We start from the raw sequence: 24,908 nt of genomic DNA, 5'->3' as shown, positions 1-24,908 counted from the left end.
TTTGGGTAGCTTGGGTGGACGCGGGGGCCGCGGTTGCACAGCGGGGGGCCGCGTCGCTCGACGTGGTGGGGGGCGCGGCGGGCCGCGCCGGCACCAAGGCGGCGGGCGTCGTCATCGACGATACTGCCGTCACGCCGCGCTACGTCACCGGCCTGTCGCCCGATCGCGAACTGCCCATCATCGGCAAGATCGCGCTCGGTTCCTTGCGCAACAAGCTCTTGTTCCTGCTTCCCGCTGCGCTTGCGCTCAGCGCTTTGGCACCCTGGGCGATCACGCCTTTGCTGATGATCGGTGGCGCCTACCTATGTTTTGAAGGCACCGAAAAGGTGATCGAAGCCATTACCGGCGCGCATCATGCCGACGAGGTCGCGCAGATTACAGATCCCAAGGCGCTGGAGGATCGCCAGGTCAGCGGCGCCATCCGTACCGATTTCATCCTCTCGGCAGAAATCATGGCGATCGCGCTGGCCGAGCTGCCAAACCTGTCCCTGCCGGTTCAGGCGGTGGTGCTCGCCTTGGTCGGTATCGCCATCACGGTCGGGGTCTATGGCGTCGTCGCGCTGATCGTGAAGATGGACGATGTCGGGCTTCATCTTGCCAAGCGGCAGGCCGCGGCGGCGCGCAGCGTCGGCCGCGCCATGGTCGCCGCCATGCCGGTGCTGCTCCGCGCGCTCGCGACGATCGGTACCGCGGCGATGATCTGGGTCGGCGGCGGCATCCTGGTGCATGGCCTGGAGGTGCTCGGCTGGGGCACGATCGCCCATTGGCTGCATGATGCGGCGGAACGCGTGCACCATGCATTGCCCACCGGCGGCGGCATCCTCGCCTGGGCGACGGGCGCGTTCGGCTCGGCCGTGGTCGGGCTGGTCGTTGGCGGCGTCATCGCCGGCATCGTTCACCTCATTCCGCGCAAGACCGAGCATCAGCATTAGGCGCCACGGCCCGCGCGCGCCTAAAAGGTCCGGATCACCGCCAGGAAGGCCGCGCCATAGGTCTCCAGCTTGCGCGCGCCGACGCCACTCACTTCACCCAGGGCGCGCAGGCTGGCCGGTTTCACTTCCGCCATCTCCCGCAACGTCGCATCATGGAAGATCACGTAGGGTGGTACGCCCTGCGCCTTGGCGAGTTCGCGCCGCACGTTGCGCAAAGCATCGAACAGCGGATCGGCCGGTCCGCTGTCCCGATCGCGGCGGCGGCCGGCGGCACGTTTGGGTGGCAGCACGATCGCTACCTTTTCCTCCCCTTTCAGGATCGGCTTTGCGGCCGGGCCGAACGACAGGCCGCCAAAATCATCCGCGCGCAAGGCATCGCGCGCCAGCAGGGCGCGGGCGACCGGCTTGATCATGCGCACCTCGTCTTCGTTGGCGATCCCGAACACGGACAGGCGATGATGGCCCTGGCCCAATATCTTGTCGGTCTCCTTGCCGGCCAGAACGTCGGTCAGGTGGGTCACGCCAAAGCGCATTTCGGTCCGGAAGGCGGCCGACAGGAATTTGCGCGCAATCTCGGTCGCGTCCACCGCCGACGGCGGGTTGAGGCAATTGTCGCAATTGCCGCAGGTCTCGGGCGGGTGCTCGCCGAAATGGCGTAGCAGGATGGCGCGGCGGCAACCGGTTGCCTCCACCAGCCCGGCCAGCGCGTTCAGCCGCTGGCGCTCGCCGCCGCGTCGGGCATCCTCCACCTCGGTCTCGATCCGGCGGCGGGCGCGGGCAAAATCCTCCGCGCCCCAGAAAAGGTGGGCGATCGCGGGATCGCCGTCGCGCCCGGCACGGCCCGTTTCCTGATAATAAGCCTCGATCGATTTGGGGATGCCGGCATGCGCCACGAAGCGCACGTCGGGTTTGTCGATGCCCATGCCGAAGGCGATGGTCGCGACCATCACCATGTCTTCCGACGAGACGAAGGCGCGCGCATTGGCCTGGCGTTGGGCGGCCTCCAGCCCGGCATGATAGGCGCGGGTCGGCCGCCCGGTGGACGCCAGCGCCGCCGCCAGCTTTTCGGTTTCCGCCCGGCTTTGCGCATAGATGATGCCCGGCCCCGGCGTTTCCGCCACAAGCGCCGCCAATTGCCGCGACAGGCCGTCGCGCGGGCTGATCGCATAACGGATATTGGGCCGATCGAAGCCCGCCAGGATCAGCCCGTCCTCCGGAATACCGAGCTGGGCCAGGATGTCGGCGCGGGTATGCTTGTCGGCCGTCGCCGTCAGCGCCAGCCGCGGCACATCGGCATGCGCGTCGAGCAGGCTGCGCAGCTGGCGGTAATCGGGCCGGAAATCATGCCCCCATTCGGAGACGCAATGCGCCTCGTCGATCGCGATCAGCGCCACCTGGCTGCGATCGAGCAGACGCCGAAAGCCATCGGTATTGGCCCGTTCCGGCGCGGCATAGAGCAGGTCGAGCTCGCCATCGCGCAGCCGCCGCATCGTCTCGTCGCGGTCGCTGTCGGCCGACGTCAGCGCCGCTGCGCGGATGCCCGCCGCCTCGGCCGCACGGACCTGATCGTGCATCAGCGCGATCAGCGGCGAAATGACGATGCCCGTGCCCGCACGGCACAGGCTCGGGATCTGATAGGTCAGCGATTTGCCCGCGCCGGTCGGCATCACCGCCAGCGTATTCTGCCCGGCCATCACCCGGTCGATCACCTCGGCCTGACGGCCGCGGAAATCATGGTAACCGAACGTATCGTGCAGAGCCTGGCGGGGAGTCATGATCGCGTCCCGCTTGTACGGGCGACGGCCATATGTCTACGCTATTGACGCCAATCCGGCTTAGCTTCCGGACTTGCGCACCCAGGCGCGCACGCCGCCGATCCACGTTTCCAGCACCTTGGTCTCGCGCAAGGCACGGCTGTCGACCTGGAAGGGGTCGCGATCCAGCAGGATGAAGTCGGCGAAATGGCCGGCTTCCAGGCTGCCGATCCGGTCTTCCGCCTTGGCGGCATAGGCGCCACCGGTGGTGAAGGCTGCCAGCGCCTGCGTCAGGCTGATCTTCTGTTCGGGCAGGAAACCGCCGGGCGGATCGCCTGCCGCATCCTCGCGCGTCACAGCATCGGCCATGCCCGGGAAGGGGTTCGGGTCCTCCACCGGATAATCCGATCCGAAGGCGAGCGGCACATGATTGTCCAGCATCGTCTTCCAGGCATAGGCACCCTTCAGCCGATCCGGGCCCAGCCGTTTGACCGCCATCAAATGGTCGGATGTCGCATGGCTCGGCTGCATAGATGCCACCACCTTATATTTGGCGAAGCGCGGCATATCGGCCGGATCGATAATCTGGGCATGTTCGATCCGCCAGCGGCGGTCGCCCTCATAGGTTGCCGACAATTCCTCGATCGAATCCAGTACCTGCGCATTGGCGGCATCGCCTATGGCGTGGACCGCCACCTGGAAGCCGTCCATCGCCGCCCGGCTCATTAGATTCTTGATCTTCGCGTCGTCCAGGAACTGCAGCCCGCGCGTGCTGGGCATGTCGCTGTAAGGCTGCTTCAGCCATGCACCCCGCGATCCCAGCGCGCCATCGGCATAGAGTTTGACGCCGATCATCCGCAGGCGGCCGCCGTAAAGCCAGCCGGTCGGCTGCGATCCTGCAACGGTCAGCAGCGTATCGATGCCCATCGCATAACTGGTAATGCGCATGCGCAGCCGGTCGGTGTCGCCCAGCCGCCGCATCGATTCCCAATCGTCCACCGTCGTGCCCATATCGCTGGTCGCGGTAATGCCGTCGGCAATCAGGATCTCCTGCGCCTTGGCGATCGCGGCGTCGCGTTCCCGCGGCAAAGGCGCCGGCGCGGCTTTTTCGATCAGATTGCGCGCCGCGTCGACGAACAGGCCGGTCGGGTTGCCCTTCGCGTCGCGCTCGATCCGGCCCCCGGCGGGATCGGGCGTGCGCGCGGTGATGCCCGCCGCCGCCATTGCCGCGCTATTAGCCAGGATGGCGTGCCCGTCGACCCGCTCCAGCAGGGTCGGGCGGCTCTTGGTGAAGGGATCCAGGTCGGCGGCCGTAGGGAAGCGGCCGAGCTGCCATTTCTCTTGATTCCAGCCGCCGCCGCGAATCCACGCCGGCGTCTCATGCTCGGCGGCATAGCGTTCCAGTTGGCGCTGGGCATCGGCCAGGCTGGTGGTGCTCGTCAGATCGAGGCCAAGTGCCTGGAAGCCAAGGCCGGAAATATGGCCATGGGCATCATTCAGGCCAGGGAGCAATGTGCGATGCTGGCCGTCGAGACGGAAGTCGGGCCGTTCGGGGCGCGCGTCGCCGTCGTGCAGCAGCTTCACGACCCGGCCGTCGCGGCCGATCAGCAGCCCGGTGAAGCGCTCCAGATTGCCCTGGGCATCGATCGTATAACCGTTGACGTTATCGACCAGCCCCTGCGGCGTGACGGGAATTTCCGGCGCGGGCAGCCGCTTGCGCGCGGTTGCGGGCACGATAGCGAGCAGTGCGATCGCGGCAATGGCCAGGCGCCGCTTCATCGGCCCAGCCTCCGCACGATCGACGATGTATCCTGACGCCCGCCACCCATCTGCTGAACCTCTGCGTAAAATTGATCGACCAGCGCCGCCACGGGCAGCGTGGCACCATTGATGCGCGCTTCCTCTAGCGCCAGGCCCAGATCCTTGCGCATCCAATTTACCGCGAAGCCGAAATCGAACTGATCCTGGGCCATGGTCGCCCAGCGATTCTGCATCTGCCAGCTTCCGGCCGCGCCGGCGGAGATCGCCTCGAACACCTTGTCCGTGTCCAACCCGGCGGCCTGCGCGAAGCGCAGTGATTCGGCCACGCCCTGGATGACGCCGGCAATCGCAATCTGGTTGCACATCTTGGCGGTCTGGCCGGCGCCGGGCTCGCCGACATGGACGATACGTGCGGCATAGGCCTGCATCAGCGGCTGCGCGCGGCCAAATGCTTCATGGGTCGCGCCGCACATGATGGACAGCGTGCCGTTCTCGGCACCGGCCTGGCCGCCAGACACCGGCGCATCCACCACCAGCAGCCCGCGCTCCTGCCCTTCGGCGGCCAGCCGTCGCGCAATTCGCGCGGATACCGTTGTGTGGTCGACGAACAGCGCGCCCGGCCGCATGGTGGCAAAGGCCCCGTCTGGGCCCAACAGAACTTCTTCCAGATCAGCGTCGGCGCCAACGCAGGTGAAGACGGCGTCCGCGCCCTCTGCGGCCAAGGCCGGGGTCGCGCCGCTCTTGCCGGCGTGACGCTGCAGCCACTCGGCCATCTTGTCGCCGCTGCGATTATAGACAGTCACGTCATGTCCGGCGGCGGCGAGATGCCCCGCCATCGGGCCGCCCATCACGCCCAACCCGATGAAGCTCACTTTCGCCATGTTGTCTCCCGTCCTCGGGGCGTCCTAAGACCCCGTCTCGGGACACGCCAGCGCCGGGGTTCAAAAAGCGGTGGGATAGGCTTAGGGCGGGCCAATCATGGCCACCCTCACGAAATCCGCCGCAGCCGACGATGTGCTGCCCGTCTCCCTCGATGACGTCCGCGCCGCCCATGGCCGCATCGCGGGCTCGATCGTGCGGACGCCAACGCTGATCAGCCGTACGCTTGGCCAGCTGACCGGGGCCACCGTCTACCTCAAGTTCGAAAATCTGCAGTTCACCGCCGCCTACAAGGAACGCGGGGCGCTCAATAAATTGTGCCAGCTGGATGCAGGCGCACAGGCGCGCGGCGTGATCGCCGCCTCGGCTGGCAATCACGCCCAGGGTTTGGCCTATCATGGCGCGCGCCTGGGTATCCCCGTGACGATCGTCATGCCGCGTACGACGCCCAACGTGAAGGTCAGCCAGACGGAAGGCCATGGCGCCAGCGTGATCCTGCATGGTGAGAATGTCGACGAATCACTGGCGCATGCCCGCCAGCTGGCGTCCGAACGCGGCCTTACCATCGTCCATCCCTTCAACGACGAACAGGTGATCGCCGGCCAGGGCACCGTCGCGATCGAGATGTTCGAGGATGCGCCCGACATCGATACGCTGATCGTGCCGATTGGCGGTGGCGGCCTGATCTCCGGCTGTGCCACGGTCGCGAAGGCCCGCGAGGGCGTCGAGGTGATCGGCGTCGAAGCCGAACTTTATCCGTCCATGTACAACCGGATCAAGGGCGCCAGCCTGCCTTGCCACGGCGATACCTTGGCGGAAGGCATCGCGGTCAAGGAGCCGGGATCCATCACCGCGGGCATCATTGCGGAGCGCGTGGACGACATTCTGCTCGTGCCCGAACGGGACCTGGAACGGGCGGTGTCGATGCTGCTCCAGATCGAAAAGACGGTGGTGGAAGGGGCCGGCGCGGCCGGCTTGGCCGCATTGCTGGGCAATCCCGGCCGATTCGCCGGCAAGACGGTCGGCATCATCCTGTGCGGCGGCAACATCGATCCCCGCCTGCTCGCCAATGTCTTGTTGCGCGATCTGGCCCGGTCCGGCCGCCTCGCCCGGCTGCGGATCAAGCTGCAGGATCGCCCGGGCGCCCTCTATCATGTCGCGCGCATCTTCGACCAGGAACAGGTCAACATCATCGAAGTCTATCATCAGCGCGTTTTCTCGACGCTGCCGGCCAAGGGCCTGATCACGGACATCGAATGCGAAACCCGCGATGCGGTGCATCTGGCACGCCTGATGAGCGCGCTGGAGCATGAAGGCTATGAGGCGAGCCCGGTCGAGCTGGCCTGATAACGGCCGCGCCTTCGCGGGTTCAAGCCGCTCGCGCGCATTTCCGGTGGGGAATCGGGCTTTCCATCCGATCCTAGGAACGGCATACTCGCACCGGGGGCCACCAGGGCGAGGCGCGTGTAAGCGGTGAGTGCGCAATTTAAATTTCCGAGGTTCTTCGTAACCTCGCCCGCGCCATGTCCCTATTTGCCGGGGCGGACGGAGCGCAAGGTCTTTACCGAGCTTGCCGGCACCCATGCGGCCGAGCTGAACGAAGCGCTTGGCCGGATCGGCTTTCGCCGCAGCCAGGGCGTTGCGTATCGCCCCAGCTGCACCGATTGCCAGGCCTGCGTGTCGGTGCGGGTGGTCGCGGGGGAGTTCAAGCCTAATGCTACCCAGCGCAAGCAATTGCGCCGGCATGCCGATCTGGTCGTCAACGCCTGCGAACCCTGGACGACGGAGGAGCAATTCTCCCTGCTGCGCCGCTATCTGTCGGCCCGCCATCCCGGTGGCGGCATGGCAGAGATGGACGAGCTCGATTTCGCCGACATGGTCGAACAGACGCCGGTAACGACCTTCATGGTCGAATATCGCGAACCGTCGACCAATGGCCGCCCCGGAACGCTCGTGGGCGCCTGCCTGACCGATCAGCAGTCCGACGGCCTTTCGATGGTCTATAGTTTCTTCGATCCCGCGCTGGAATCCCGGCCGGGGCTTGGTACCTTCATCATCCTCGATCACATCCAGCGTGCCCGCGCCGCGCGCTTGCCCTTCGTCTATCTCGGCTATTGGGTGAAAGGCTCGGCACGGATGCAATATAAAGTCCGTTTCCAGCCTATCGAACGGCTCGGCCCCAATGGATGGCGCCGGTTCGATGCCGCGGATCTCGAGCCGGGGCTGCCACCCGCCACCGGCGGCATGAAATTCCCGAAGATCTGATCGGCCGCCTGCCGCACAGCGCAGGCTAGGTTTTCGAGTGGGGCACCGGACAAGCTGAAGCGTCGCCGAGCAGCCCTGCGACTCAATCGATTACGAAGGGTCGGTCGCTCGGGCCAGATCTGAAGAGATTTCAGGTGCGGGAACCTTAAACCGGTGCCGTCTGGCTCGTGTGAAAGCATGTTTTCTCTTCAATCATGATCAGGTTCACCAGGTCGCGCATAGCTTGCCGATCGCGCTGGCGCTGGCAGATGCGGCGCCGCACGTCGAAGTTATCCTGGCGACGACCAATGCCCGCATTCAGGCGGAAGTGACCCGCCTGGCCGGCGCGCGCATCGGACGCACCATCACGCTCCGGCCGCTGACGCTGCAACGGCGGCGTTCGCAATGTGTGGCGGCGTTGGCGGAGCCGTTCGCGCCCGCGTCCAAGCTGCTGGTCTATGGCGATAATCTGGATTTCTTTCGCTCGATCGATGTGCTGGTCGTCGCCGAAAAGACCTCGCTGATCCTGAAAACCCGCTACGGCCTTGATCGGCTCAAGATTATCCACACCCGTCACGGCGCGGGGGATCGGGCGATCGGCTTCGATCCGGCCAGCGCCCTGTTCGATCATGTGCTCGTGTCCGGGGACAAGATCCGGCGCCGGCTGATCGCGGATGCCGGTGTCGATCCAAGCCGGATCAGCGTGGTCGGATATCCCAAGTTCGACCTGCCGATGGAGACGCGGACGCATGCGCTACTGAACGACGGCCGTCCCGTCGTGCTCTACAACCCGCATGTCTCGCCCCATCTCTCTTCCTGGTTCCGCATGGGGCGCCAGGTGCTCGACTGGTTTGTCGAGCATGACGAATATCAGCTGATCTTCGCGCCGCACGTGATGCTGTTCGAACGCGCCTTCGCGCTGACGATCGACAAGCTGCGTATCGATCGCCCCGGGCGGATCGAGGCCCGCTATCTGCGCGCGCCCAATATCCATATCGATCTCGGCAGCCGCGCGTCGAGCAACATGACCTATACCAGGCGGGCCGACATCTATCTGGGCGACGTATCCAGCCAGGTCTACGAATTCCTGTTCGAGCCTCGGCCCTGCGTCTTCCTCAATGCGCGTCGCGTGCAATGGGCGAACGATCCCAATTACATGCATTGGCGGGCTGGCCCGGTGATCGACACGCCCCATCAGTTGGATGAGGCACTCAAGCTGGCCCGGCGCGATGCCAACGGGCGCTATGCCGCCGCGCAGCGCAACCTGTTCGACGCCAGCTTCGATCTGACCGACATTCCGTCGTCGGTACGGGCTGCCCAAGCCGTCGCCTCCGTCATGGGCCTGCAACTCCCCGCATCTCCAGCCGCTGAAGAGCGTCGTGCCGCGCAGGGCTGAGCGCGCGGGGCAGGGGTTGGTCGGTCGGATTTACGCTAATCTGATGCGGCTCCTCGGCGGCAAGGCGGCCGCGGCCTTGCTTGGCCTCGGCTATATGGTCGTGGCGACACGTACGCTCGGCCCGACCGATTATGGCGTGCTGGTCCTCGTCCACACCTTCGCCATGACGATCGGTGGTATCGTCGAATTCCCGGGTTGGCATGCGATCGTGCGCTACGGCGCCCAGGCGTTGGCGCAGGATGATCATCCCCGGCTGGTCCGCCTGCTGCGGTTCGCGGCGCTGGTCGAGGGCGCGGGCGGCGTGGCCTCGATCGTGGTGGCGGCAGTGCTCGCACCGATCCTCGGACCGCATCTCGGCTGGTCATCCACCGCGATCGCGCTCGCGCTACCTTATAGTTTCGCGGTCCTCGCGACGATCCGCGCCACACCGGCGGGATATCTGCAATTGCTCGGCCGCTTCGGCTGGCTCGGGTTGCACAATCTGGTCGCGCCGTCGGTGCGTCTGGTGGGTGCCCTGCTGGCCGCCTGGGCCGGATGGGGACTCACCGGTTTCCTGCTGGTCTGGTTGATCGCCGCACTGGCAGAATGGGCCGCCATGTGGCTGCTGGGGCTCGTCGCCATGCGGCAGACGCTGCGGGAGACGCGCTTGCTCGGCAGCATGCAAGGCACCCTGCGGGAAAATCCCGGCATCTGGCGCTTCATGGTCGCCGCCAATGCAGACGTGACGCTGACCGAGCTTGCGGCCCGGATCCCGCCTCTGTTCGTCGGCTGGACGCTCGGGCCGGCGGCGGCGGGGCTATACGCCGTCGCGCAACGCGCTGCCGTCTTGATCCAGCAACCGGCGCAGATGATGGGCCAGGCAGCCTATGCCGAACTGGCGCGTCTGGTCGCCCATCATGGTGGCGGCGCCGCATTGCGGGCGGCGCTGTTGCGGTGTGCCGGCGTGGCGCTGGCGGCGGCTAGCCCGATCGTGCTGATCCTGGCTTTTGCGGGCGAGCATGTCGTCGTCCTGCTTGGCGGCCGGTCCTTCGCCGGTGCCGCCGGCTTGATGCTGTTGCTTGCGATCGGACGCGCGCTCTGGCTGATGGCGCCGGCCGCGAGCGCCGCGCTCACCGCGCTCGGCCGGCCTTCGCTCTCCGTTGGGATCAACATCCTAGTCGGGCTGGGGCTGCTGCCTTTGTTGCCGCTGATGATGGAGCAATATGGCCTGGCCGGTGCCGGCTGGCATGCGATCCTGCAAGGGCTGGCGGCGTCGGTGCTGCTGCTTCTGCTCGTCTTGTACCAAACCCGCGCGCCGCGCGCTGATGAGGCGATGGCCTGATGCGGATCGCTTATGTCATCAATTCGCTCGAAGGCGGCGGCGCGTCGGCGCCCATCCCCGCCGTGGTCCGGGTGCTTCAGAACCAGGGTTGCCAGGTCGAGGTGCTGGCGTTGACCCCGCGCGACCTGCGCGGCCTGCCCCCGCTGCGCGATGCCGGCGTTGCGGTGACTGTGCGCGACGGCGGCCGGCGCGACCACGCCGCTGCGTTGCGCTGGCTCGACCACCAGATGTTGCGCATGCAGCCTGACCTGCTCTGGACCTCGCTGACGCGCGCCACGCTGATCGGCCAGATCGTCGGCCAATTGCACGATATCGATGTCGTCAGCTGGCAGCATGCCGCCTATCTGAAGCCGGCCAATCTCCTCCTGCTCAAGGCGCGGCAGCGTCGTTCGCTTTTGTGGCTGGCGGATTCCAACAATGTCGCGGCGCTGACGCATCGCCGGCTTGGGGTTGCGCATGAGCGTATCGCGACCTGGCCCCTGTTTGAGGCTGACGATAACGCGCCTTACGCCGCGCCGTGGCAAGCCGGCGAACCGATCCGCATCGGATCGCTTGGTCGACTGCACCATGTGAAGGGCTATGACGTCCTGATCGCTGCCTTGGCGCGGCTGCGCAATGCCGGCTGGGTGCCGCCCGCACGGGTTGAAGTCTCGATCGCCGGCGATGGCGAACTGCATGGGCGGCTGACCGCGATGGCCGCGCGCGAGCGGTTGGACAATCTGCGCTTCGTGGGTTTCTGCGAGCCGCGCTCCTTCCTCGCAAACCAGCATCTCTATCTGCAGCCGTCGCGCTCCGAAGGCCTGTGCATCGCCGCGCATGAGGCAATGCAGGCCGGGCTGCCCGTCGTCGCTTCTGCCGTAGGAGAGCTCCCTTACAGCATCTGCGACGGGCTGACCGGCCGCATCGTGCCACCTGGTAACGCGCAAGCGCTCGCCTCGGCGCTGGCGGACCTGCTCGCCCGCCCGGATCAGCTGGCACCGATGGGCCGTACGGCGCGCTGTAATGCGCTGAAGACGTTCGGCGGCGGTGCGTTCGGGCGGTCGGGGGTGCGCGCGCTCGATCGGATCAAGGCGTTGCGCGCCGCGCGATCGCGCGGCGCAGGTCGATCAACCAGCCCCGCCCCGAACGGTCGACCCGCTTGACGTCGATCAGGCTGATCGGGCCACAGCCCGCCAGCGTGTGGAAGCCTTCGTCATAACCGATCCCGCGCGGGACGGGCATGGCCGGTCCAACCAGGCTTTCCACGCCGTCTGGGTCGAGCCGCGGAAAGCGCAGGATGCGAATGCCGCCGCCGTAGGTACGCCGGCAATCCTGCACGGGGAGCGCCAACGCCCCATCGAGCAGGAAGGGCGTTCCGCCCGGCCGCCCCCCGCCGATATCCCGGCGGATCGGGTTGGCGGGGTGGGGGTGCCACGGCCCGTCCAGCCGATCCGCCCACGCGCAATGCAACGCTCCCATTCGCGCGGCGCGATCCGGCCCACCCGTGTAGAAGAGCCACCAGCGGCCCTCATGACGGACAGGGGTCGCGTCGATCGGAACCACGTCGAGCTCGATGACGACGTGGGGCTGCCATCCTCGTGGGAAATCGTGCGCGCGATACAGTGTCAGCCGGCCCGATTTATGCGCTTCCGGCAGCATCCAGATCGCTCCTTCATGCTCGAACACATAAGGGTAGGACAGATGCCAGGGCGCGCGCAGCACCGTTTCCCGAGCGATCGGGCGCAGATCGGCATTCAGCGCGATATGATCGATCACGCCGTGCCGGGTGCGATAATCATAGGCTTCCGCGAACAGATGCAGCGCCCCGTCGCGCCATAGGCCGAAGGGATCGGCCAGAAAGCGGAAAGACGGCTCTTCCGGCAGCCAACTGATCGCCGCGGGATCGACGCTGCCGCGTGCCGCGATCGCCTCGATCGGTGCAAGCGCGATGCCGACGCGCCAGATGTCGCAGCGGCGCGGCATCAGACGAGGCGCTTAGAAATGGACATCCATGCCGATCCGGATCGTGCGCGGCCGCGGCGGAATGCTCTGGCGGCCGGCGGTAACACCGAACGGATTGCCGAGTGCGAACATGGTGCCGCGGCTGTTTAGCAGATTGTCCGCATCGAGCGACAAACCCCAGCGGCCGTCGCTCACGCGGACGGAGCTGCCGGCGAGAACATAATTGCCCTGCAGCAGATCCAGCTGCGGCCCGACGCCTAGGCGGCTATGGCCGACATAGGAGGCGCGTACGTCCGCGTCCAACCGCCAGGGACCGCGCAAGGCATGGCTGAAGGCGGCGCGGCCGCTGGCGCCGATGTGGGCGACGTTGGGCAGCTCATATTTCCGTTCCGCAGTCCCGACCGTATCGGCGGGATGGGTCAGGCGGCTGTCATTGGCGAACAACGCGGCGCTGAGCTTGAAGGCTGGAATCGGCCGCCAGCCCACCGTCGCCTCCGCGCCCCAGATCCGCCCCGAGCCGATATTCTGGGTGAACGGCAGCCCCGCCATATTGACCAGATCGGCCTGGATATTGTCCCATTGCGCATGGCTGAACGTGATCGCGGCATCGAAATGATGTCCTTCGTCCGGCCGCCACTTGGCGCCAATTTCGGATGACGCCAGATTGTCGCCATGGAAGCGCTGGATGACCGGGCCGGCGGATGAGGGGGTGACGGACAAGCCACCGGGCCGAAACCCCTCCTGATAGCGAGCATAGAGCAGCCAGTCGCTGCCCGGCCGCCATGACAGGGACAGGGAGGGCAGGAAGGTACGCTCATTCCGGCGCGGCTCGCCAACCTTCGCGCGACGGCCGAGCGCATGGCCGGTCAGATGATCATATTCGATCCGCCCGCCTACGGTGGCGATCAGATGCGGGGTCAGCCCGATACCCCATTCTCCAAAAGCCGAAAGTTCGGTGACGCTATTGTCGACCCCCAGGATGCGGGTCGGCGCTTCCGGACGGCCGAATGCGCGGGTCAACCTTTCGTCATCCTGCAGAAAGCTTCCCCCGATCACCCAGCCTCTGCCGTCGGCATCCTGGTGCGACAGCCGGGTCTCGTTGGAGAAGAGCCCGATCCGGTTATGCTGATCAAAAATACGGGGCGAGGCGGCGTTTACCGGCGTGAAATCGTAACGCGACCCCGTATTCTGGCGGAGTGCGGCGGTTGCGGAAACCAGCGACGTGCCACCCCAATCCCGGCGTATGGTGAAGCTTCCCAGCAAATAATCGTTGTCGAAGGGCTGCGCGACGCGGCTGGATCGGGTCAATGGCGGTAGCGCGATATCTGCATATTGGCCGTCGCGTGTCGAAATATCCTGCACGACAGCGCCGAATTCGACCCGCCAATCGCCCAATTCTGCCCGTATGACGGCGCGTCCACCGCCCTTCAATGTGCGGTTTACGTTGCTCAAACCGCGGCCCCAATCGTCGATATAGCCGCCTTCGACCGCCCGAAACGCCACCACTCGGGCCGAAATATTCTGCCCCAACGGCAGGTTCAGCACCCCCGCCACGTCATATCCAGGGGCGCCGCTTCGGGTGAAAGATCGTCCGACGCTCAGGCTTCCCTCGCTGACGCCCATTGCGACGGGCTGCGGCACGATCCGCATCACCCCCGCCAGCGATCCCGCGCCGTAGAGCGTGCCCTGCGGCCCCTCGATAACCTCCACGGATTGGACGTCGTACAGGCTAAGATCGGGATCAGGCGCATTATAGTTCAGCCGCACATCGCCCAGATATTGTCCGACCAGCGCCTGGGAGGGGCCGTTGAAACTGGAATCGGCGATGCCGCGGATGAACAATTTGTTGCGGCCCGATCCCAGGTGGGTCGAGCTCATCGACGGGACCCGCTCCATCAATGCGTCTGATCCGCGCCCCTGTTGGGCGACATCCAGATCGACGCCGGAGATGATCGACACGGTGCCCGCATAGCGCGACAGGCGTGTGCCGGTCTTGGCCGCGGTCACCACCACTTCGCCCTCGTTCAAGGGTGGCGCTGCGCGCGGCATTGTTGGGGCGGCTGTGGGTTGCGCAGCGGCGCTGACGATTCGCCAGGTCAGATCGTCGATCCGCTCGGCGCGCGCGGGCTGGTCCCGTAGCAGGTGGCGTAAGGCAGTCGCGACCGCCATGCGGCCGCGCACCGCGGGCGCCGGCAGGCGCGCCACCGTCTGATCGGTCGAGCCGATCGTGGCGCCGGTCTGTTCGGCCAATCGAATCAGCGCATTGCCGAGTGTGCCGGGCGGCAGATCAACCGGAAAGCGCGCGGGCGACGCGGCCTCTGCGGGGGCCGCCGCCAGCGTCACCATCATTACCGCCAGAAGGTCAGCGCTCCGCACGCGCCTTCAAATAATAGCCTTGCGACTGTTTGGCGATGTCCACATCCAGCACCTGACCGAGCCGGTTGAGGAACTGGCCCCGATTATGGGCAGGCACGACGATCACGCCGGTGAAGGGGCGCTCCGCCAGCGTGGGGGCGACCGCGACATGCTCGCCCGTCAACCGACCGAGGTCATCGGCCACACGCTGGAGCCTGGCACCATGATAGACCAGACGGCCCGAGCGCCAGGTGCCGACCAATGCCGGATCGACATCGGATACCTCGACCAGATCGCTACGATCATTCTTGCGCAGCATCCGGCCGGCGCCAAGGCGCACGGCAGCACCCTGGGGATCGTACAAGACCGCACCCTGGGCGACCGCGACTTCGCTACCCTGCGCGGTACGCAGCACGTCGAAGCGCGTGCCGAGATCGACCAGCCGCTGTCCGCCCACATCGACGGTGAAGGGCCGGTTTTCGTCATGCACCACGCTGAACATCGCCTGTCCGCGCTCCAGCCGGGCGGTGCGATCGTCCTTCGCGCTGAAGACCAGCCGCGAATCTCCGTTGAGCGCGACCTGCGTACCGTCGGGCAAGGCAACCATGCGTTGTTCGCCCGGCCGAGTCTGAGCAACCATCAGCTCCGGGCCCGCGCTCGGCAAGACCAGGGCGAAGACCGCGGCAGCGGCCGCGGCAATTCCGATCCCGCCGCCGGTCCACCACGCCACGCGACGCGTTTTCGGCGCCGCCGTCGCTGCAGAAAACGGCATCGGCGTCGGTGCAGCGGGAAGGCTCAGCTCGCCTGCCAGATCATGCGCGGCATAAGCAGATTCGTAGGCAAGATTGTGCGCGGGGTCGGACTCCAGCCAGTCGGTCAGACCATCCCAATCGGAGAAGCGCGGATCGCGCGCCCGTGCCATCCACAAGGCGGCTTCGTCCCGGATACGTGCGTCGATCATGGCGCGCGTCCTGCCAGAGGTGCCACGTCATCCTCTTCGTCCACCAGGGTGGCGACGACGCGGTAGGCGCGCTGGAGATGCTTCTCGACCGCGCTGATGCTGATCCCTTCCTCCTGGGCGATGCGGCCTTGCGGAACGCCCTCGATCCTGAAGCGGCGGAAGATCGCCTGCGATCGCTCGCCCAGCGTCGCCAGTGCGCGTTCGACCCGGCGCAGCCGCTGGCGTGCCACGAGCGTGCGTTCCGCCGATGGGGTATCGTCGGCGCCGCTGGCATCGTAGCCGGTCTCGCCCCAGGCATGCTCGCGGTTCGCGCGGCGCATGGCGGCACGCACCCGATCATGCATCAAATTGTCGGCCATGCGGAAGAGATAGGCACGCGCGTCGGAAATAGGCCCTTCGGCCTCCATCCGATCGATCTTGAGCCACAAATCCTGCATCACGTCTTCGGCATCATCCCCCGCGCCGCGCGCCCGCAAAAAACGAAGCAACGGGCCGCGGTTGGCGAGAAACACCGCGCTAAGACCGCTTGCGACCATGTCCGGCTCCATGCGCCTGTCCACACGCCATTGATACCCGCCGGTGGGCAGGGCCACAATGTTGGACAAAGAAGGATCGGCATGGCCCATGATGTAGAGCAGACGTCGCCCCGTCGACGAATCCGCACGTCAAATCCTTGCAATTGAATCCAAGCCCGGGGTGATGCGGGTCTGCAACAGGGGCGGCGTCTCCCGGACGATGTTTGACCCCTCTTCAAGCGGCGTTCCCATGCCGAAACTGCGATCCCCGGCACCGTGCGCCCCATCGGCCGTCGCAGAGCATATCCTGATCGTAATGCAAGATTTCGCCGGCGGCGGTACCGAGCGTGTCGCGGTCAGGCTCGCCAATCAGTGGGCGAAGGCGGGGCGCGGCGTCCGCATCTTCTGCGGCAGCGAAGAGGGGCCGACGCGCGCCATGGTCGATCCGTCGATCACGGTCGAACAGGCCGATCCCCCGCTGCCGCGCGGCCCCTTGTCGCGCATTTGGCTGGGTTTCGCCCTCGCCCGCGTAGCCGCCCGTGTGCAGGCAGATGTCATCTGGGCACCGGGCAACTTCCATATCCTCGCTTTGGCGGCTTTCGCGCTGCGGAACGGATCGGCCGCGGCGACCTTCTGCAAGATCAGCAATCCGCTGGTACGCCGGGATCGACGGGGGCCGGCCGCGTGGCTGCGCCGGCTGACGCTGAAGTTGCTGACGGCGCGGATCGACACGCTCGTGGCGATGAGCCCAGCCCTGCAGAAAGAGGCGGAGACATTGTTCGCGCGCGAACGCGTCGCGTCGCAGTGGGAGCCGATCTTCGATTCGAGCGTGATGAGGAAGGACGCGATCGAACGCGAGCCTGGTCTCGTCATCGCGGCCGGCCGTCTTGAACCGCAGAAGAATTTTGAGCTGGCGATCACCGCGATGGCGCGGCTGCCGGCCGCATCCGGCATCCGCATGATCATCCTGGGCGAAGGCAGCGAACGCCCCCGATTGACCCAGCTGATCGCCGATCTTGGCCTGCAGAAGCGCGTTCTGCTGGCAGGACATGTACGCGACATCCGCCCCTGGTTGCGCCGGGCCGCGTGCTTCCTGATGACGTCGCGTTACGAAGGTTATCCGGCCGCGCTGGTCGAAGCGGTGGTGTCGGGTGCGCCGGTGCTGGTGACGCCCTGTTCACCGGCCCTGGCCGAGATCGTGCCGGCCGATGGGCAGACGCAGATCGTACAGGCCGATGCCGATGCGATTGCCAAGGCGCTGCTGGAGCTGATCGATCGCCCCTACATGCCGCCCGACGCCAGCCCGCTGATGAGCCGGCATGACGAACATTATTGCGCGACATCCTATCTCGCGCTGCTCGACCGGCGATTGGCGCAGAAACGCGGCAGACCGGTCTAGGCGGCGCTGCGCCGCCGCTGTGCGGCCGTCACGCGCGCAGGGCGTCACGCTGGGTGAAGCCCGTATAGCGGGCGAGAAGGTCCGCAAAATGATCGTCGAGCGAGCGCGCTGAGCCGGCCGCGGACGTTGCCGCGGCGCGGAGGGCCGCCGGATCGCGATCGGCCAACCGAACGATCGCCGAAGCAGCCGCATCGGCATCGCCGGCCCGATAGGTTTCGGCGCGATCGGGATGCGCCTGATCGGCGGCACCGCCCTCATCCGGCACGATCAGCGGCAGGCCCGATGCGGCCGCCTCCGCCGCGACGAGGCCAAAGGTCTCCGCCTCGCAGCCGTGGATCAGCGCATCGGCGCTGGCCAGCATCCGCGCCATCTCTGCGCGTGATGAGGTGGGCGGCAGCATGCGGATATGCGGGTTGCCGCCAATGTGGCGTAGCAGCTTGGCGTGATCGCGCCCTTCGCCCATCAAGACCAAACCGACGCCGCGCTGCACGCCGGCCTTGCCGACTGCCTGGATGATCGTCGGCCATCTTTTTTCCGGTGCCTGGCGTCCGACGCCGAGCAGGAGCAGCGCATCCGGACCTAGCGCGCAGGAGGCGAGCAGCTCTTCGCGCAGGCCGGGGTCGCGCAACGTCGGCGAGAAGACGCCTGGATCCACCCCAAGCGGGATGGTGGCCGCCTGGGGCAGGCCGCCATGGCGTAAGCGCGCAGTCAACCCGCTATTGGCGGAAACGACGATGTCATAGCGGCGGGCGGCGCGACGCAGATGGGCCCAGAACCACTCGAAACCGCGGTCGATCGTATCGCGCTCCGCAACATTGCCGAACCATCGATAGGCGTAGGCGGCCAGGGGATCGGCGTGCATCACCAGCGCGCGTGGGGCTTCACCCTGCCATTCGGCGACGATGGATGCCGTGCGCCACGGCGACGATGCTTCGACCACGTCGGGTGCGAAATCGTCGAGCGCGGCATGGACGGCAGCCGTGCTGTCGAAATAGCGATAGCGCCGATCCAGGATCAGTGGCGGCGCGGCGATATGCTGCAGCCGCGTGCAGCGGCCGCGCCGTTCGATGCCGTTGCGCTCGCTGGGAATGATGACGGTCAGTTCGATGCCGGCCTGTTCGGCATAAGCGAGCTTGCGTTCGACATAGGTGCGCACGCCGCCCCCGCGCGCGGTGTAGAAGGCGGAAACGTCAGCGATGCGCATGGTCACTTCTCGGGGCGCATGGACAGGCCATGCAGATAGTTGAGGACGATCGTGATGTCGGTATGACCGGCACCAGCGGTAACGGTGGCAGCCGTGGCGCGCGGCCGGGACCACCCCAGGCGCGGGTTGCCGGCGAAGCCGATACCATCGCCGGCAAAATCAAAACGATGATTGGAGTTGCGATCGTGCAGTAGCACGATCGCGTAACGACCCGGTTCGGGCGCGCGAATGCACAAGTTGACGGGACCCGCCGGCGGCGTCGGAAGATCGACCCGCGCGAAGCTTTTGCCGGCCTTGATCAGGATCGTGTCGTCAGCCAGGAAGTCACTGTCGTTCGGCGGATAGAGTTCCAGCCGCAGGCGTCCGGCCCGATCTTTCAGACCCTGCACGTCGACCCTGATCTGCGTTTCGCCCGCATCCGCATGGCAGGTGCCGGCCGCGACGCCGAGCGGCGGCGCGCTCGCTGCGGCCGCCAGCAGCAACAAAGGCATCATGAAGCGTCGCTCGCCCCGACCAGATCGCCCAGCAATATACTGAGACCGACGATCAGATGGGTCGCGACCAGCAGTGAGGCGAGCAGCGCCATCAGTGTGCCGATCGACGTTTCCGCACCCACCATCCACATCGCCGCGCCGGCGAAGACAATGTCCTTGTTGGGGACCAGCGGCAAACGGGTGACCACAAGGTGCAGTGCGGCAAGGGCGATCCACGTCGTGACCGGAACGGTCGGCAGGGCGGCCGTCCAGATGATGCCGAGCAACAGCGTGGTAAACGATACGCGGGCCAAATGGACGGCGCCGATGAAGCGCAGCTGGACGGGCGGCAGCGAGAAGATCTTGCGACGCAGCACCAGCAGCAAGGCGCACGCGGCAAGCAGCAGCAGGAAGGATTCGCTACTGCCCGACGGCAGCGCGGTCGGCTGCCAATGCCGCGAGATCGGCCAGGCGAGCGCGACCATCGTCAAGGTCGCGATGTTGCCGGCCATGGCCGACATGATGCTGACGTCCTTGATCGCGCCGAACGGGCTCGCGGCCACAAAACCCTTGCGCCGGGCATAAAGATAGAAGGACAGCTCGCCCGAATAGCCGAGCAGCATCTCGTTGCTGACGAGTTTGCGCAGGAGGGCGGCAAAGGCCGATCCCGGGATCTGCCAGAGCCGTCGGTAGATGATCCATTCCGACGTCGGCAGCGCCAGATAATAAGCCCCGAAGGCAAGCCAGAAAATGATCGAGGTCGGCAGCGCGCCGCGCAGACGGGCGAGACCCTGTTCCCGCAGGACCATGCCAAGCGACGTGAGCAGGGCCAGCGACAGAAGAATGGCCAGTAGGCGCTGCCAGGGCAGGCGGGCCGGCTCCGGACGCGCTAGCGTGCCAAGCGACGGGGTGAGTGCAGAAGGAGAGGACGCCAAAATCTTGTCCTTTAAATGCGCGCGATCAGAGCCGCGCCGATGCGCCTACAGCCGCAAGGGCGGCATAAGGGGTCGGGCGATGCGAATGCCGGAAGCGACGGGCGGTACGGCGGATACTGTCCATGATCCGCGGCTGCGTCGTGTCATCGGGATGAACCCCGATCCGCACGGTCGGCGCGCGGGTGAGCAGGCTCCTGGCAGCCGCGGCTACCGCGAGCGAACTGCGCATGCGGGCCGGCGTGCGGCTTGCCCAGGTGATCACCGGCCCGCGCGCAAGAACCTTGCCGGTCGGCGGTACCCACACGCGGAAATGATCTTCGGCAAAGGCGAACCGGGCCTGCGCCAAAGCGGCATGGGCACCGTCGCCGTAAAGCCAGGCCGGAGCGATGAAGCCCGGAACCGCCGACCCGATAATGTCTTCCAGCAGCGCCCGTCCCTCGCGAAGCCGGCGCAATGCATCGATCCCGTCGAGCGAGAGGAACTCGCCTTCGCGTGCCGTCATTGCGCGGCCCTTGAACCGAGCCAGCCATCCGCGCGCCTCGATTTCGTCGCGATGGCTCCAGCCGTGCAGGATGATCTCGTCACCGGCCGCATGGCGCGCGCGCAGCCAGGTTTTGAAGCCGGCATCCTGCGCGATCGGGGTGCTGTTCCAATGGTGCGGCACCACCAGCAGGGCAAGCGATGGCGCTTGCGCATGTTCGCACAGATGCGCGTGCAGCGTCTCCACCTGACCGACAGTAGCCGGCGTGACGTCGTGGATCGACAGGAGCAAGCGACGCGTGGTCATCAGCGCGACGCCAGGCGGGTCAGCCCCGCGGTCGGCTTGGCGCTCACCGCATAGTCGGCCATGTAGCCGACGTGATCGGATAGCATCGCGCCATGGGCATCATGCCCGAAGGTCGCATTCAGCCCGGCGACACGCAGCCCGACCCCGGTGCCGGGCGAGAAGAATTGCCAGTCCCGTTCGCGGCGGAAGCTGAACTGAATATCGGGCGCGTTCGATTTGGTGCAGCTTTGCTGCGCCAGGCATTCGTTCATCGCCACCGACATGCCGGCTTGCGGACGCCAATGGGCGGCGCTCTGGACCAGATAGGCGCGGCGGTTGGCGCCCTGCCCGGCATTGAAGTCCCCGGCGACGATCAGCGGCCAGCTCGCCGGCGCGGCCGATGCGATGAAGTGGCCGAGCGCATCGACCTGACGGCGATAGGCGTAGAAGGAGCGATCGAACGACACGCCGGCGGCGGCGCGAGAATTCATGTGGGTAGCGACGACGACCACCGGCTGCGGCAGGCCGGGCACGGCGATCTCCACCGCCAGTGCGCCCTTGTTGGCCAGGCAATCGAGCCCGGCGCAGGCGTAGGAGGGATACGCCATGCGTCGCACCGCCAGGATCGGATAATCCGAAGCAATCCGCAGCCCGCTATCGACCCATTTGCCGACGGTTTCGCCCGCCATCATACGGGCGCCGGACATGAACTGGCGATCGGCCGCGGTGGTTGGCGGCGCGCCGGCGTCGTCGCGGGCGGGGCCGTTGGCGATATAGCGATAGCCGCCTTCGGTCGCGATCGCCTTGGCCGAATCCGTGAAGGCTTCCTGCAGCACCAGGATGTGCGGTTGGACCCCGCGCTGCCGCAATGCGTGCAGTTTTTGGCCGATGGCCTGTTCCGCATCGGTCCGGTCCGTCCGGACCGGCCAGGGCAGACCTTCGACATTGTAGGTCATCACCGACAATTGGGGTGGCGTGACGGCAGCAGGCGCGGCGGCACGGGCTGCCATCGCAGCGCCCATCATCCCTAAAAACCCGGCAATTCGCTTCATGATCTTGTCCCACTTGCATGGGTCAGACGGCACCGACTCTATGCCCCCGCATCACTGCGACAGCATGACAAAGAAAAGCGCGATGGGCGGAGAGGCTGCGTGGGCCGAGCGGAAGCTGCGGCATGGAACCAAAGTCGATGGTCGGGGGGACGAGAGAGGATCAGGCCGCCTGGAAGCTGAAGCAGGGTTGGAGGCTGTCGCGCAGCCAATCGTCGAAGCGTCGGTTGCCAATGTGAGCGCATGGACCCGGCAGTAGCGAGCGCTCCTCAAGCCGCGCCCCGCAATAGCGGGCGTTAAGGTCGCGCACGACCCGGCGATCATCTTCGTGGGCGGTGGCGATCTCGATCGCTATCTGGTCGAGGCGGAGTTGTTCCGGCCCAGCCAACTCGACGATGTCATAGGTTGGCATGGCGCTCGCCTGATCGGCCAGGAAATCGGCAATGTCGTCTCCTGCGACCGGCTGTACCAGGGCCGGCGCAATCGGGATCGCGCGTGCGCTGCCGGCGCGCACAAGGTCGCGCACCAGTTCGAAGAACTGGGTTGCGCGCAGAATGGTGAAGGGCAGTGTGGAGCCGCGGACCAAATCCTCCTGGAGCCGCTTGGCCCGGAAATAATCCGGTCCGGTCAGGCGATCGACGCCGACTACGGAGAGGGCGATATGGTGACGCACCCCTCCGGCGCGCGCGGCCTGTAGCAGGTTGCATCCGGCCGTCCGGAAGTAGCGCATGGCGGCAGCCCCGTCGGTCGAGCCGGAATCGGAAACGTCGATCACGGTGTCGACGCCCTCCAAGGCGCGGGCCAGGCTGTCATAGGTCGTGCAGTCGATGCCAAGGCTGCGCGATATCGGCACGACCCTGTGGCTCTGCCGTCGCAGCTGGGCGATAAGCTTCCTGCCGATGCGGCCGCTGGCGCCGATCACGGCGATCGTCCCGGCCGCCGAGGCCTGATCTTCACGGCGGCGCTTGGGGAGGCAATATCTGGTCATAAACCGCGCCTCGTGCCGCTGCGAGGTGCTGGCGCCGTCACCGACCTGCCGGCGATGCGGCGTTTGCGATCCAGTCTTCCAGCCTGATCGACCCCAGTCGGGCGCCCGGCCCGGGAACGAGCGAAGCATCGTCTACCGGCACCCCAGCATAGGGGGCAGACGCGTCGACAATCACCGGCCTCGTATCGCCATCGGCGGCCAGCAGGCGGCGCACCGGTGTATCGAGTGTAAACATCTCTGGACCGGCGATTTCGATCATGGCCGAGGAGGGCGGCGCGAGTGCGATGTCGACCAGCGCGGCCGCGACATCGTCGGCGGCCATTGGCTGGAAGCGAACGGCCGGCAGCCGGACCGTTCCCCCTACCGTGGAAAAATCGGCGATCTGCCGCAGGAATTCGAAGAACTGGGTAGCGCGTACAAGTGAATAGGGGGTCTGTGCCGTCTGAATCAGCTGTTCCTGCACCAGCTTCGCGCGGAAATAGCCGCTCTGTAGCAGCCTATCGGTACCGACGACCGAAAGCGTGATGTGGTGACGCACCCCCGCCACTATTTCGGCCCTGGCAAGATTGTGCCCAGCCGTCGCGTAGAAGTTACGGGCAACCTCGTCGTCGAAGGAGGGTGGATTGGAGACGTCGATGACAACCTGCGCACCCGCGATCGCAGCGTCCAGTCCTTCACCGGTGAATGCATCGATGCCGGCGCTTGGCGCGGCGGCGAGAGCGATATGCCCTGCGCGCGTGAACCGATCGACGAGTTTGGAGCCGATCAGTCCGGTCCCTCCGATGACGACGATCTTCATTCTTGCCTCCATTACCGAACCTCGATTCCAGCAAGGATCGCGCATCGCGCCATGTCGCGGCTACCAGACCATGGGCGGCGTCGGGCGCACCGATCGGCCAGGCCGTCTATGCTTCGGTATAGGTGCGCCCAGGTCCGGCAAAGCTGGTCCGCAAACGCGTGACCTTCAAACCTTACCGGGCCGGCATGAGGATCGGCGCGCCGCTTTTCTTCAGTAGCACCACCAGAAACTTGGCAGGCCGCGTCTTGCTGGCGTTCCGGCCGATGGTGTGAACGTCGTGCGGGCCTTCATAGAAGGTTTCGCCCGGCTTCAGCGTGACGGCGCGGCCGCCGCGCACGCCCATCACGATCGCGCCCTCCAGCACATAGACCAGGGCATGTGCGTCATGCCGATGGATAGGATCTACCGCGCCGGGCGGGAAGGTGACGGTAATCATCGTCGCTTCGTGCCCGGGATAATCGGCCAACGCCTTGCTCATCAGCGTGGCAACGCTTGCATGCGGGGCCGGCGCGGCAGCGGTGGACATTGCGGCGGCGATCAGCAGCAGCAGCTTGGAAAATCTGGTTGGCATGACGGCACGATCCTCGTCCTGTGGCGCAACGCCCAACGGCGTAAGCCAAGCTCTTCGCGGTTGATGCGAAGCGGACATGGGATCGCGCGATCAGGCCAACATCGCCATCATGCGGAGGGATGCCCTCAACTGGCGGAAGGATGGAGCGATGCTGGCCCTTGGTGCAGCCGCGCGACCTTCAGGGGAACGCGCGGCCATAGCCCCGGGGGTCAATCCTCCGGCGCGACAACCACCTGCAGCCCGTCCATTGCGGGCCGGAAGGGGACTTGGCAGGACAGGCGGGAATTGGGCTGGCGGTGATCGGAACTGTCGAGCAGCGCATCCTCCTCCGCGCTGATCGGTGGCATCTGATCCAACAGTGCTGGGTCGATATAGACATGGCAGGTCGCGCAGGAACAGGCCCCCCCGCACAATGCGAAGGGTTCGTCGAAGCCCGCTTCGCGGACGATCTCCATCAGGCTGAGGCCTTCCTGCGCTGCGACGGTGGCCTGCTCTCCGGCACGACTGGTAACGATCAATTGCGACATGCAGCTATCCTGATGATGTCGGCTATGCGGAGTGCGCGCCGACGCAAGCGGGTAAAAAATGCGCGCGAACGACGCCCGCGGCTCGGTAATCGGGGGCAAAACCGCCTGCTATTCGTCGTCTGACGTATCGCCTTACGT

The 24,908-nt window shown here is 66.2% G+C and carries 23 protein-coding genes; 7 read left to right on the top strand and 16 right to left on the bottom strand.

Going from position 1 to position 24,908, the window contains the following annotated elements; all coding sequences use genetic code 11:
* Positions 1-932 (top strand): DUF808 domain-containing protein (locus ACOJSI_RS14525; protein WP_420139012.1); only part of this gene is annotated, 932 nt, incomplete at its 5' end.
* Positions 933-952: 20 nt separating this feature from the next.
* On the opposite strand, the gene recQ is transcribed toward ACOJSI_RS14525, so the two are convergent.
* From recQ to ACOJSI_RS14510, 3 genes are read right to left on the bottom strand one after another with little or no spacing between them, the layout of a single operon-like run.
* Positions 953-2,707 carry a DNA helicase RecQ gene (recQ, locus tag ACOJSI_RS14520; RefSeq protein ID WP_420139011.1) on the bottom strand — a complete coding sequence of 585 codons (1,755 nt, stop codon included), beginning with the start codon at positions 2,705-2,707 and terminating at the stop codon, positions 953-955.
* A 60-nt stretch (positions 2,708-2,767) separates the two neighbouring features.
* Positions 2,768-4,465 (bottom strand): amidohydrolase, encoded by a 1,698-nt coding sequence (locus ACOJSI_RS14515; protein WP_420139010.1) that lies wholly within the window; start codon positions 4,463-4,465, stop codon positions 2,768-2,770.
* Positions 4,462-5,328, bottom strand: a complete 867-nt coding sequence (locus tag ACOJSI_RS14510) for an NAD(P)-dependent oxidoreductase (RefSeq protein ID WP_420139009.1) — start codon at positions 5,326-5,328, stop codon at positions 4,462-4,464. Before ACOJSI_RS14510 ends, ACOJSI_RS14515 begins: the two co-directional genes overlap by 4 nt.
* A gap of 97 nt (positions 5,329-5,425) precedes the next feature.
* Between ACOJSI_RS14510 and ACOJSI_RS14505 the strand changes: the two genes are divergently transcribed.
* The 5 genes from ACOJSI_RS14505 (at position 5,426) to ACOJSI_RS14485 (ending at position 11,429) form a co-directional block, all read left to right on the top strand.
* Positions 5,426-6,673 carry a threonine ammonia-lyase gene (locus tag ACOJSI_RS14505; RefSeq protein ID WP_420139008.1) on the top strand — a complete coding sequence of 416 codons (1,248 nt, stop codon included), beginning with the start codon at positions 5,426-5,428 and terminating at the stop codon, positions 6,671-6,673.
* Between the two features lie 126 nt (positions 6,674-6,799).
* Positions 6,800-7,591, top strand: coding sequence for an arginyltransferase (locus ACOJSI_RS14500; RefSeq protein WP_420139007.1), 792 nt, complete (start codon positions 6,800-6,802; stop codon positions 7,589-7,591).
* A 169-nt stretch (positions 7,592-7,760) separates the two neighbouring features.
* The gene (locus ACOJSI_RS14495) at positions 7,761-8,966 is read left to right on the top strand and encodes a hypothetical protein (RefSeq protein ID WP_420139006.1); all 1,206 of its coding nucleotides are present in this window, start codon (positions 7,761-7,763) and stop codon (positions 8,964-8,966) included.
* 43 nt (positions 8,967-9,009) lie between these two features.
* Positions 9,010-10,287: a lipopolysaccharide biosynthesis protein gene (locus ACOJSI_RS14490; protein ID WP_420139005.1), complete on the top strand. Its 1,278-nt coding sequence runs from the start codon at positions 9,010-9,012 to the stop codon at positions 10,285-10,287.
* Entirely contained in the window at positions 10,287-11,429 is a 1,143-nt protein-coding gene (locus tag ACOJSI_RS14485) for a glycosyltransferase family 4 protein (RefSeq protein ID WP_420139004.1), read from the top strand. The genes ACOJSI_RS14490 and ACOJSI_RS14485 overlap by 1 nt, the downstream gene beginning before the upstream one ends.
* Here the strand turns inward: ACOJSI_RS14485 and ACOJSI_RS14480 are convergent.
* The 4 genes from ACOJSI_RS14480 to ACOJSI_RS14465 are packed head-to-tail and all read right to left on the bottom strand — an operon-like array spanning position 11,353 to position 16,080.
* Complete coding sequence (locus ACOJSI_RS14480; protein ID WP_420139003.1) at positions 11,353-12,249, bottom strand: glucosamine inositolphosphorylceramide transferase family protein; 897 nt, start codon at positions 12,247-12,249, stop codon at positions 11,353-11,355. The genes ACOJSI_RS14485 and ACOJSI_RS14480 overlap by 77 nt on opposite strands.
* Before the next feature lie 12 nt (positions 12,250-12,261).
* A complete protein-coding gene (locus ACOJSI_RS14475) occupies positions 12,262-14,604 on the bottom strand; it encodes a TonB-dependent receptor (RefSeq protein WP_420139002.1) in 2,343 nt (780 codons plus the stop codon).
* Positions 14,591-15,544 carry a FecR family protein gene (locus ACOJSI_RS14470; RefSeq protein WP_420139001.1) on the bottom strand — a complete coding sequence of 318 codons (954 nt, stop codon included), beginning with the start codon at positions 15,542-15,544 and terminating at the stop codon, positions 14,591-14,593. Before ACOJSI_RS14470 ends, ACOJSI_RS14475 begins: the two co-directional genes overlap by 14 nt.
* The gene (locus ACOJSI_RS14465) at positions 15,541-16,080 is read right to left on the bottom strand and encodes an RNA polymerase sigma factor (protein ID WP_420139000.1); all 540 of its coding nucleotides are present in this window, start codon (positions 16,078-16,080) and stop codon (positions 15,541-15,543) included. Before ACOJSI_RS14465 ends, ACOJSI_RS14470 begins: the two co-directional genes overlap by 4 nt.
* Positions 16,081-16,375: 295 nt before the next feature.
* Between ACOJSI_RS14465 and ACOJSI_RS14460 the strand changes: the two genes are divergently transcribed.
* Positions 16,376-17,458 (top strand): glycosyltransferase, encoded by a 1,083-nt coding sequence (locus ACOJSI_RS14460; RefSeq protein WP_420138999.1) that lies wholly within the window; start codon positions 16,376-16,378, stop codon positions 17,456-17,458.
* Between the two features lie 28 nt (positions 17,459-17,486).
* On the opposite strand, the gene ACOJSI_RS14455 is transcribed toward ACOJSI_RS14460, so the two are convergent.
* The 9 genes from ACOJSI_RS14455 to ACOJSI_RS14415 all read right to left on the bottom strand — a co-directional run bounded on the left by ACOJSI_RS14455 (position 17,487) and on the right by ACOJSI_RS14415 (position 24,770).
* Positions 17,487-18,662 carry a glycosyltransferase gene (locus ACOJSI_RS14455; RefSeq protein WP_420138998.1) on the bottom strand — a complete coding sequence of 392 codons (1,176 nt, stop codon included), beginning with the start codon at positions 18,660-18,662 and terminating at the stop codon, positions 17,487-17,489.
* 2 nt (positions 18,663-18,664) lie between these two features.
* The gene (locus ACOJSI_RS14450; RefSeq protein WP_420138997.1) at positions 18,665-19,156 is read right to left on the bottom strand and encodes a DUF2141 domain-containing protein; all 492 of its coding nucleotides are present in this window, start codon (positions 19,154-19,156) and stop codon (positions 18,665-18,667) included.
* A complete protein-coding gene (locus tag ACOJSI_RS14445) occupies positions 19,153-20,070 on the bottom strand; it encodes a hypothetical protein (protein WP_420138996.1) in 918 nt (305 codons plus the stop codon). Before ACOJSI_RS14445 ends, ACOJSI_RS14450 begins: the two co-directional genes overlap by 4 nt.
* A gap of 25 nt (positions 20,071-20,095) precedes the next feature.
* Complete coding sequence (locus ACOJSI_RS14440; RefSeq protein ID WP_420138995.1) at positions 20,096-20,857, bottom strand: DUF2334 domain-containing protein; 762 nt, start codon at positions 20,855-20,857, stop codon at positions 20,096-20,098.
* A complete protein-coding gene (locus tag ACOJSI_RS14435; RefSeq protein WP_420138994.1) occupies positions 20,857-21,888 on the bottom strand; it encodes an endonuclease/exonuclease/phosphatase family protein in 1,032 nt (343 codons plus the stop codon). The genes ACOJSI_RS14440 and ACOJSI_RS14435 overlap by 1 nt, the downstream gene beginning before the upstream one ends.
* A gap of 160 nt (positions 21,889-22,048) precedes the next feature.
* Entirely contained in the window at positions 22,049-22,873 is an 825-nt protein-coding gene (locus tag ACOJSI_RS14430) for an SDR family oxidoreductase (RefSeq protein WP_420138993.1), read from the bottom strand.
* Between the two features lie 37 nt (positions 22,874-22,910).
* On the bottom strand, positions 22,911-23,672 hold the full coding sequence (locus tag ACOJSI_RS14425; RefSeq protein WP_420138992.1) for an SDR family oxidoreductase: 762 nt from the start codon (positions 23,670-23,672) through the stop codon (positions 22,911-22,913).
* 172 nt (positions 23,673-23,844) lie between these two features.
* Complete coding sequence (locus ACOJSI_RS14420; RefSeq protein WP_420138991.1) at positions 23,845-24,243, bottom strand: cupin domain-containing protein; 399 nt, start codon at positions 24,241-24,243, stop codon at positions 23,845-23,847.
* A gap of 209 nt (positions 24,244-24,452) precedes the next feature.
* On the bottom strand, positions 24,453-24,770 hold the full coding sequence (locus ACOJSI_RS14415) for a 2Fe-2S iron-sulfur cluster-binding protein (RefSeq protein WP_420138990.1): 318 nt from the start codon (positions 24,768-24,770) through the stop codon (positions 24,453-24,455).
* Positions 24,771-24,908: the final 138 nt, after the last annotated feature.

Source organism: Sphingomonas sp. (genome assembly GCF_048595155.1).
Lineage (GTDB): Bacteria > Pseudomonadota > Alphaproteobacteria > Sphingomonadales > Sphingomonadaceae > Sphingomonas_I.
This window is presented reverse-complemented; position numbering and strand designations above follow the sequence as displayed.

What these genes read in the sequence shown, in the direction of transcription:
- ACOJSI_RS14485 (WP_420139004.1), top strand. Translation starts at nt 10,287, where the DNA reads ATGCGGATCGCTTATGTCATCAATTCGCTCGAAGGCGGCGGCGCGTCG.
- ACOJSI_RS14480 (WP_420139003.1), bottom strand. Translation starts at nt 12,249, where the DNA reads ATGCCGCGCCGCTGCGACATCTGGCGCGTCGGCATCGCGCTTGCACCG.
- ACOJSI_RS14510 (WP_420139009.1), bottom strand. Translation starts at nt 5,328, where the DNA reads ATGGCGAAAGTGAGCTTCATCGGGTTGGGCGTGATGGGCGGCCCGATG.
- ACOJSI_RS14440 (WP_420138995.1), bottom strand. Translation starts at nt 20,857, where the DNA reads ATGACCACGCGTCGCTTGCTCCTGTCGATCCACGACGTCACGCCGGCT.
- ACOJSI_RS14415 (WP_420138990.1), bottom strand. Translation starts at nt 24,770, where the DNA reads ATGTCGCAATTGATCGTTACCAGTCGTGCCGGAGAGCAGGCCACCGTC.
- ACOJSI_RS14435 (WP_420138994.1), bottom strand. Translation starts at nt 21,888, where the DNA reads ATGAAGCGAATTGCCGGGTTTTTAGGGATGATGGGCGCTGCGATGGCA.
- ACOJSI_RS14470 (WP_420139001.1), bottom strand. Translation starts at nt 15,544, where the DNA reads ATGATCGACGCACGTATCCGGGACGAAGCCGCCTTGTGGATGGCACGG.
- ACOJSI_RS14430 (WP_420138993.1), bottom strand. Translation starts at nt 22,873, where the DNA reads ATGACCAGATATTGCCTCCCCAAGCGCCGCCGTGAAGATCAGGCCTCG.
- ACOJSI_RS14465 (WP_420139000.1), bottom strand. Translation starts at nt 16,080, where the DNA reads ATGGTCGCAAGCGGTCTTAGCGCGGTGTTTCTCGCCAACCGCGGCCCG.
- ACOJSI_RS14425 (WP_420138992.1), bottom strand. Translation starts at nt 23,672, where the DNA reads ATGAAGATCGTCGTCATCGGAGGGACCGGACTGATCGGCTCCAAACTC.
- ACOJSI_RS14505 (WP_420139008.1), top strand. Translation starts at nt 5,426, where the DNA reads ATGGCCACCCTCACGAAATCCGCCGCAGCCGACGATGTGCTGCCCGTC.
- ACOJSI_RS14490 (WP_420139005.1), top strand. Translation starts at nt 9,010, where the DNA reads ATGCGGCTCCTCGGCGGCAAGGCGGCCGCGGCCTTGCTTGGCCTCGGC.
- recQ (WP_420139011.1), bottom strand. Translation starts at nt 2,707, where the DNA reads ATGACTCCCCGCCAGGCTCTGCACGATACGTTCGGTTACCATGATTTC.
- ACOJSI_RS14450 (WP_420138997.1), bottom strand. Translation starts at nt 19,156, where the DNA reads ATGATGCCTTTGTTGCTGCTGGCGGCCGCAGCGAGCGCGCCGCCGCTC.
- ACOJSI_RS14515 (WP_420139010.1), bottom strand. Translation starts at nt 4,465, where the DNA reads ATGAAGCGGCGCCTGGCCATTGCCGCGATCGCACTGCTCGCTATCGTG.
- ACOJSI_RS14420 (WP_420138991.1), bottom strand. Translation starts at nt 24,243, where the DNA reads ATGCCAACCAGATTTTCCAAGCTGCTGCTGCTGATCGCCGCCGCAATG.
- ACOJSI_RS14460 (WP_420138999.1), top strand. Translation starts at nt 16,376, where the DNA reads ATGCAAGATTTCGCCGGCGGCGGTACCGAGCGTGTCGCGGTCAGGCTC.
- ACOJSI_RS14455 (WP_420138998.1), bottom strand. Translation starts at nt 18,662, where the DNA reads ATGCGCATCGCTGACGTTTCCGCCTTCTACACCGCGCGCGGGGGCGGC.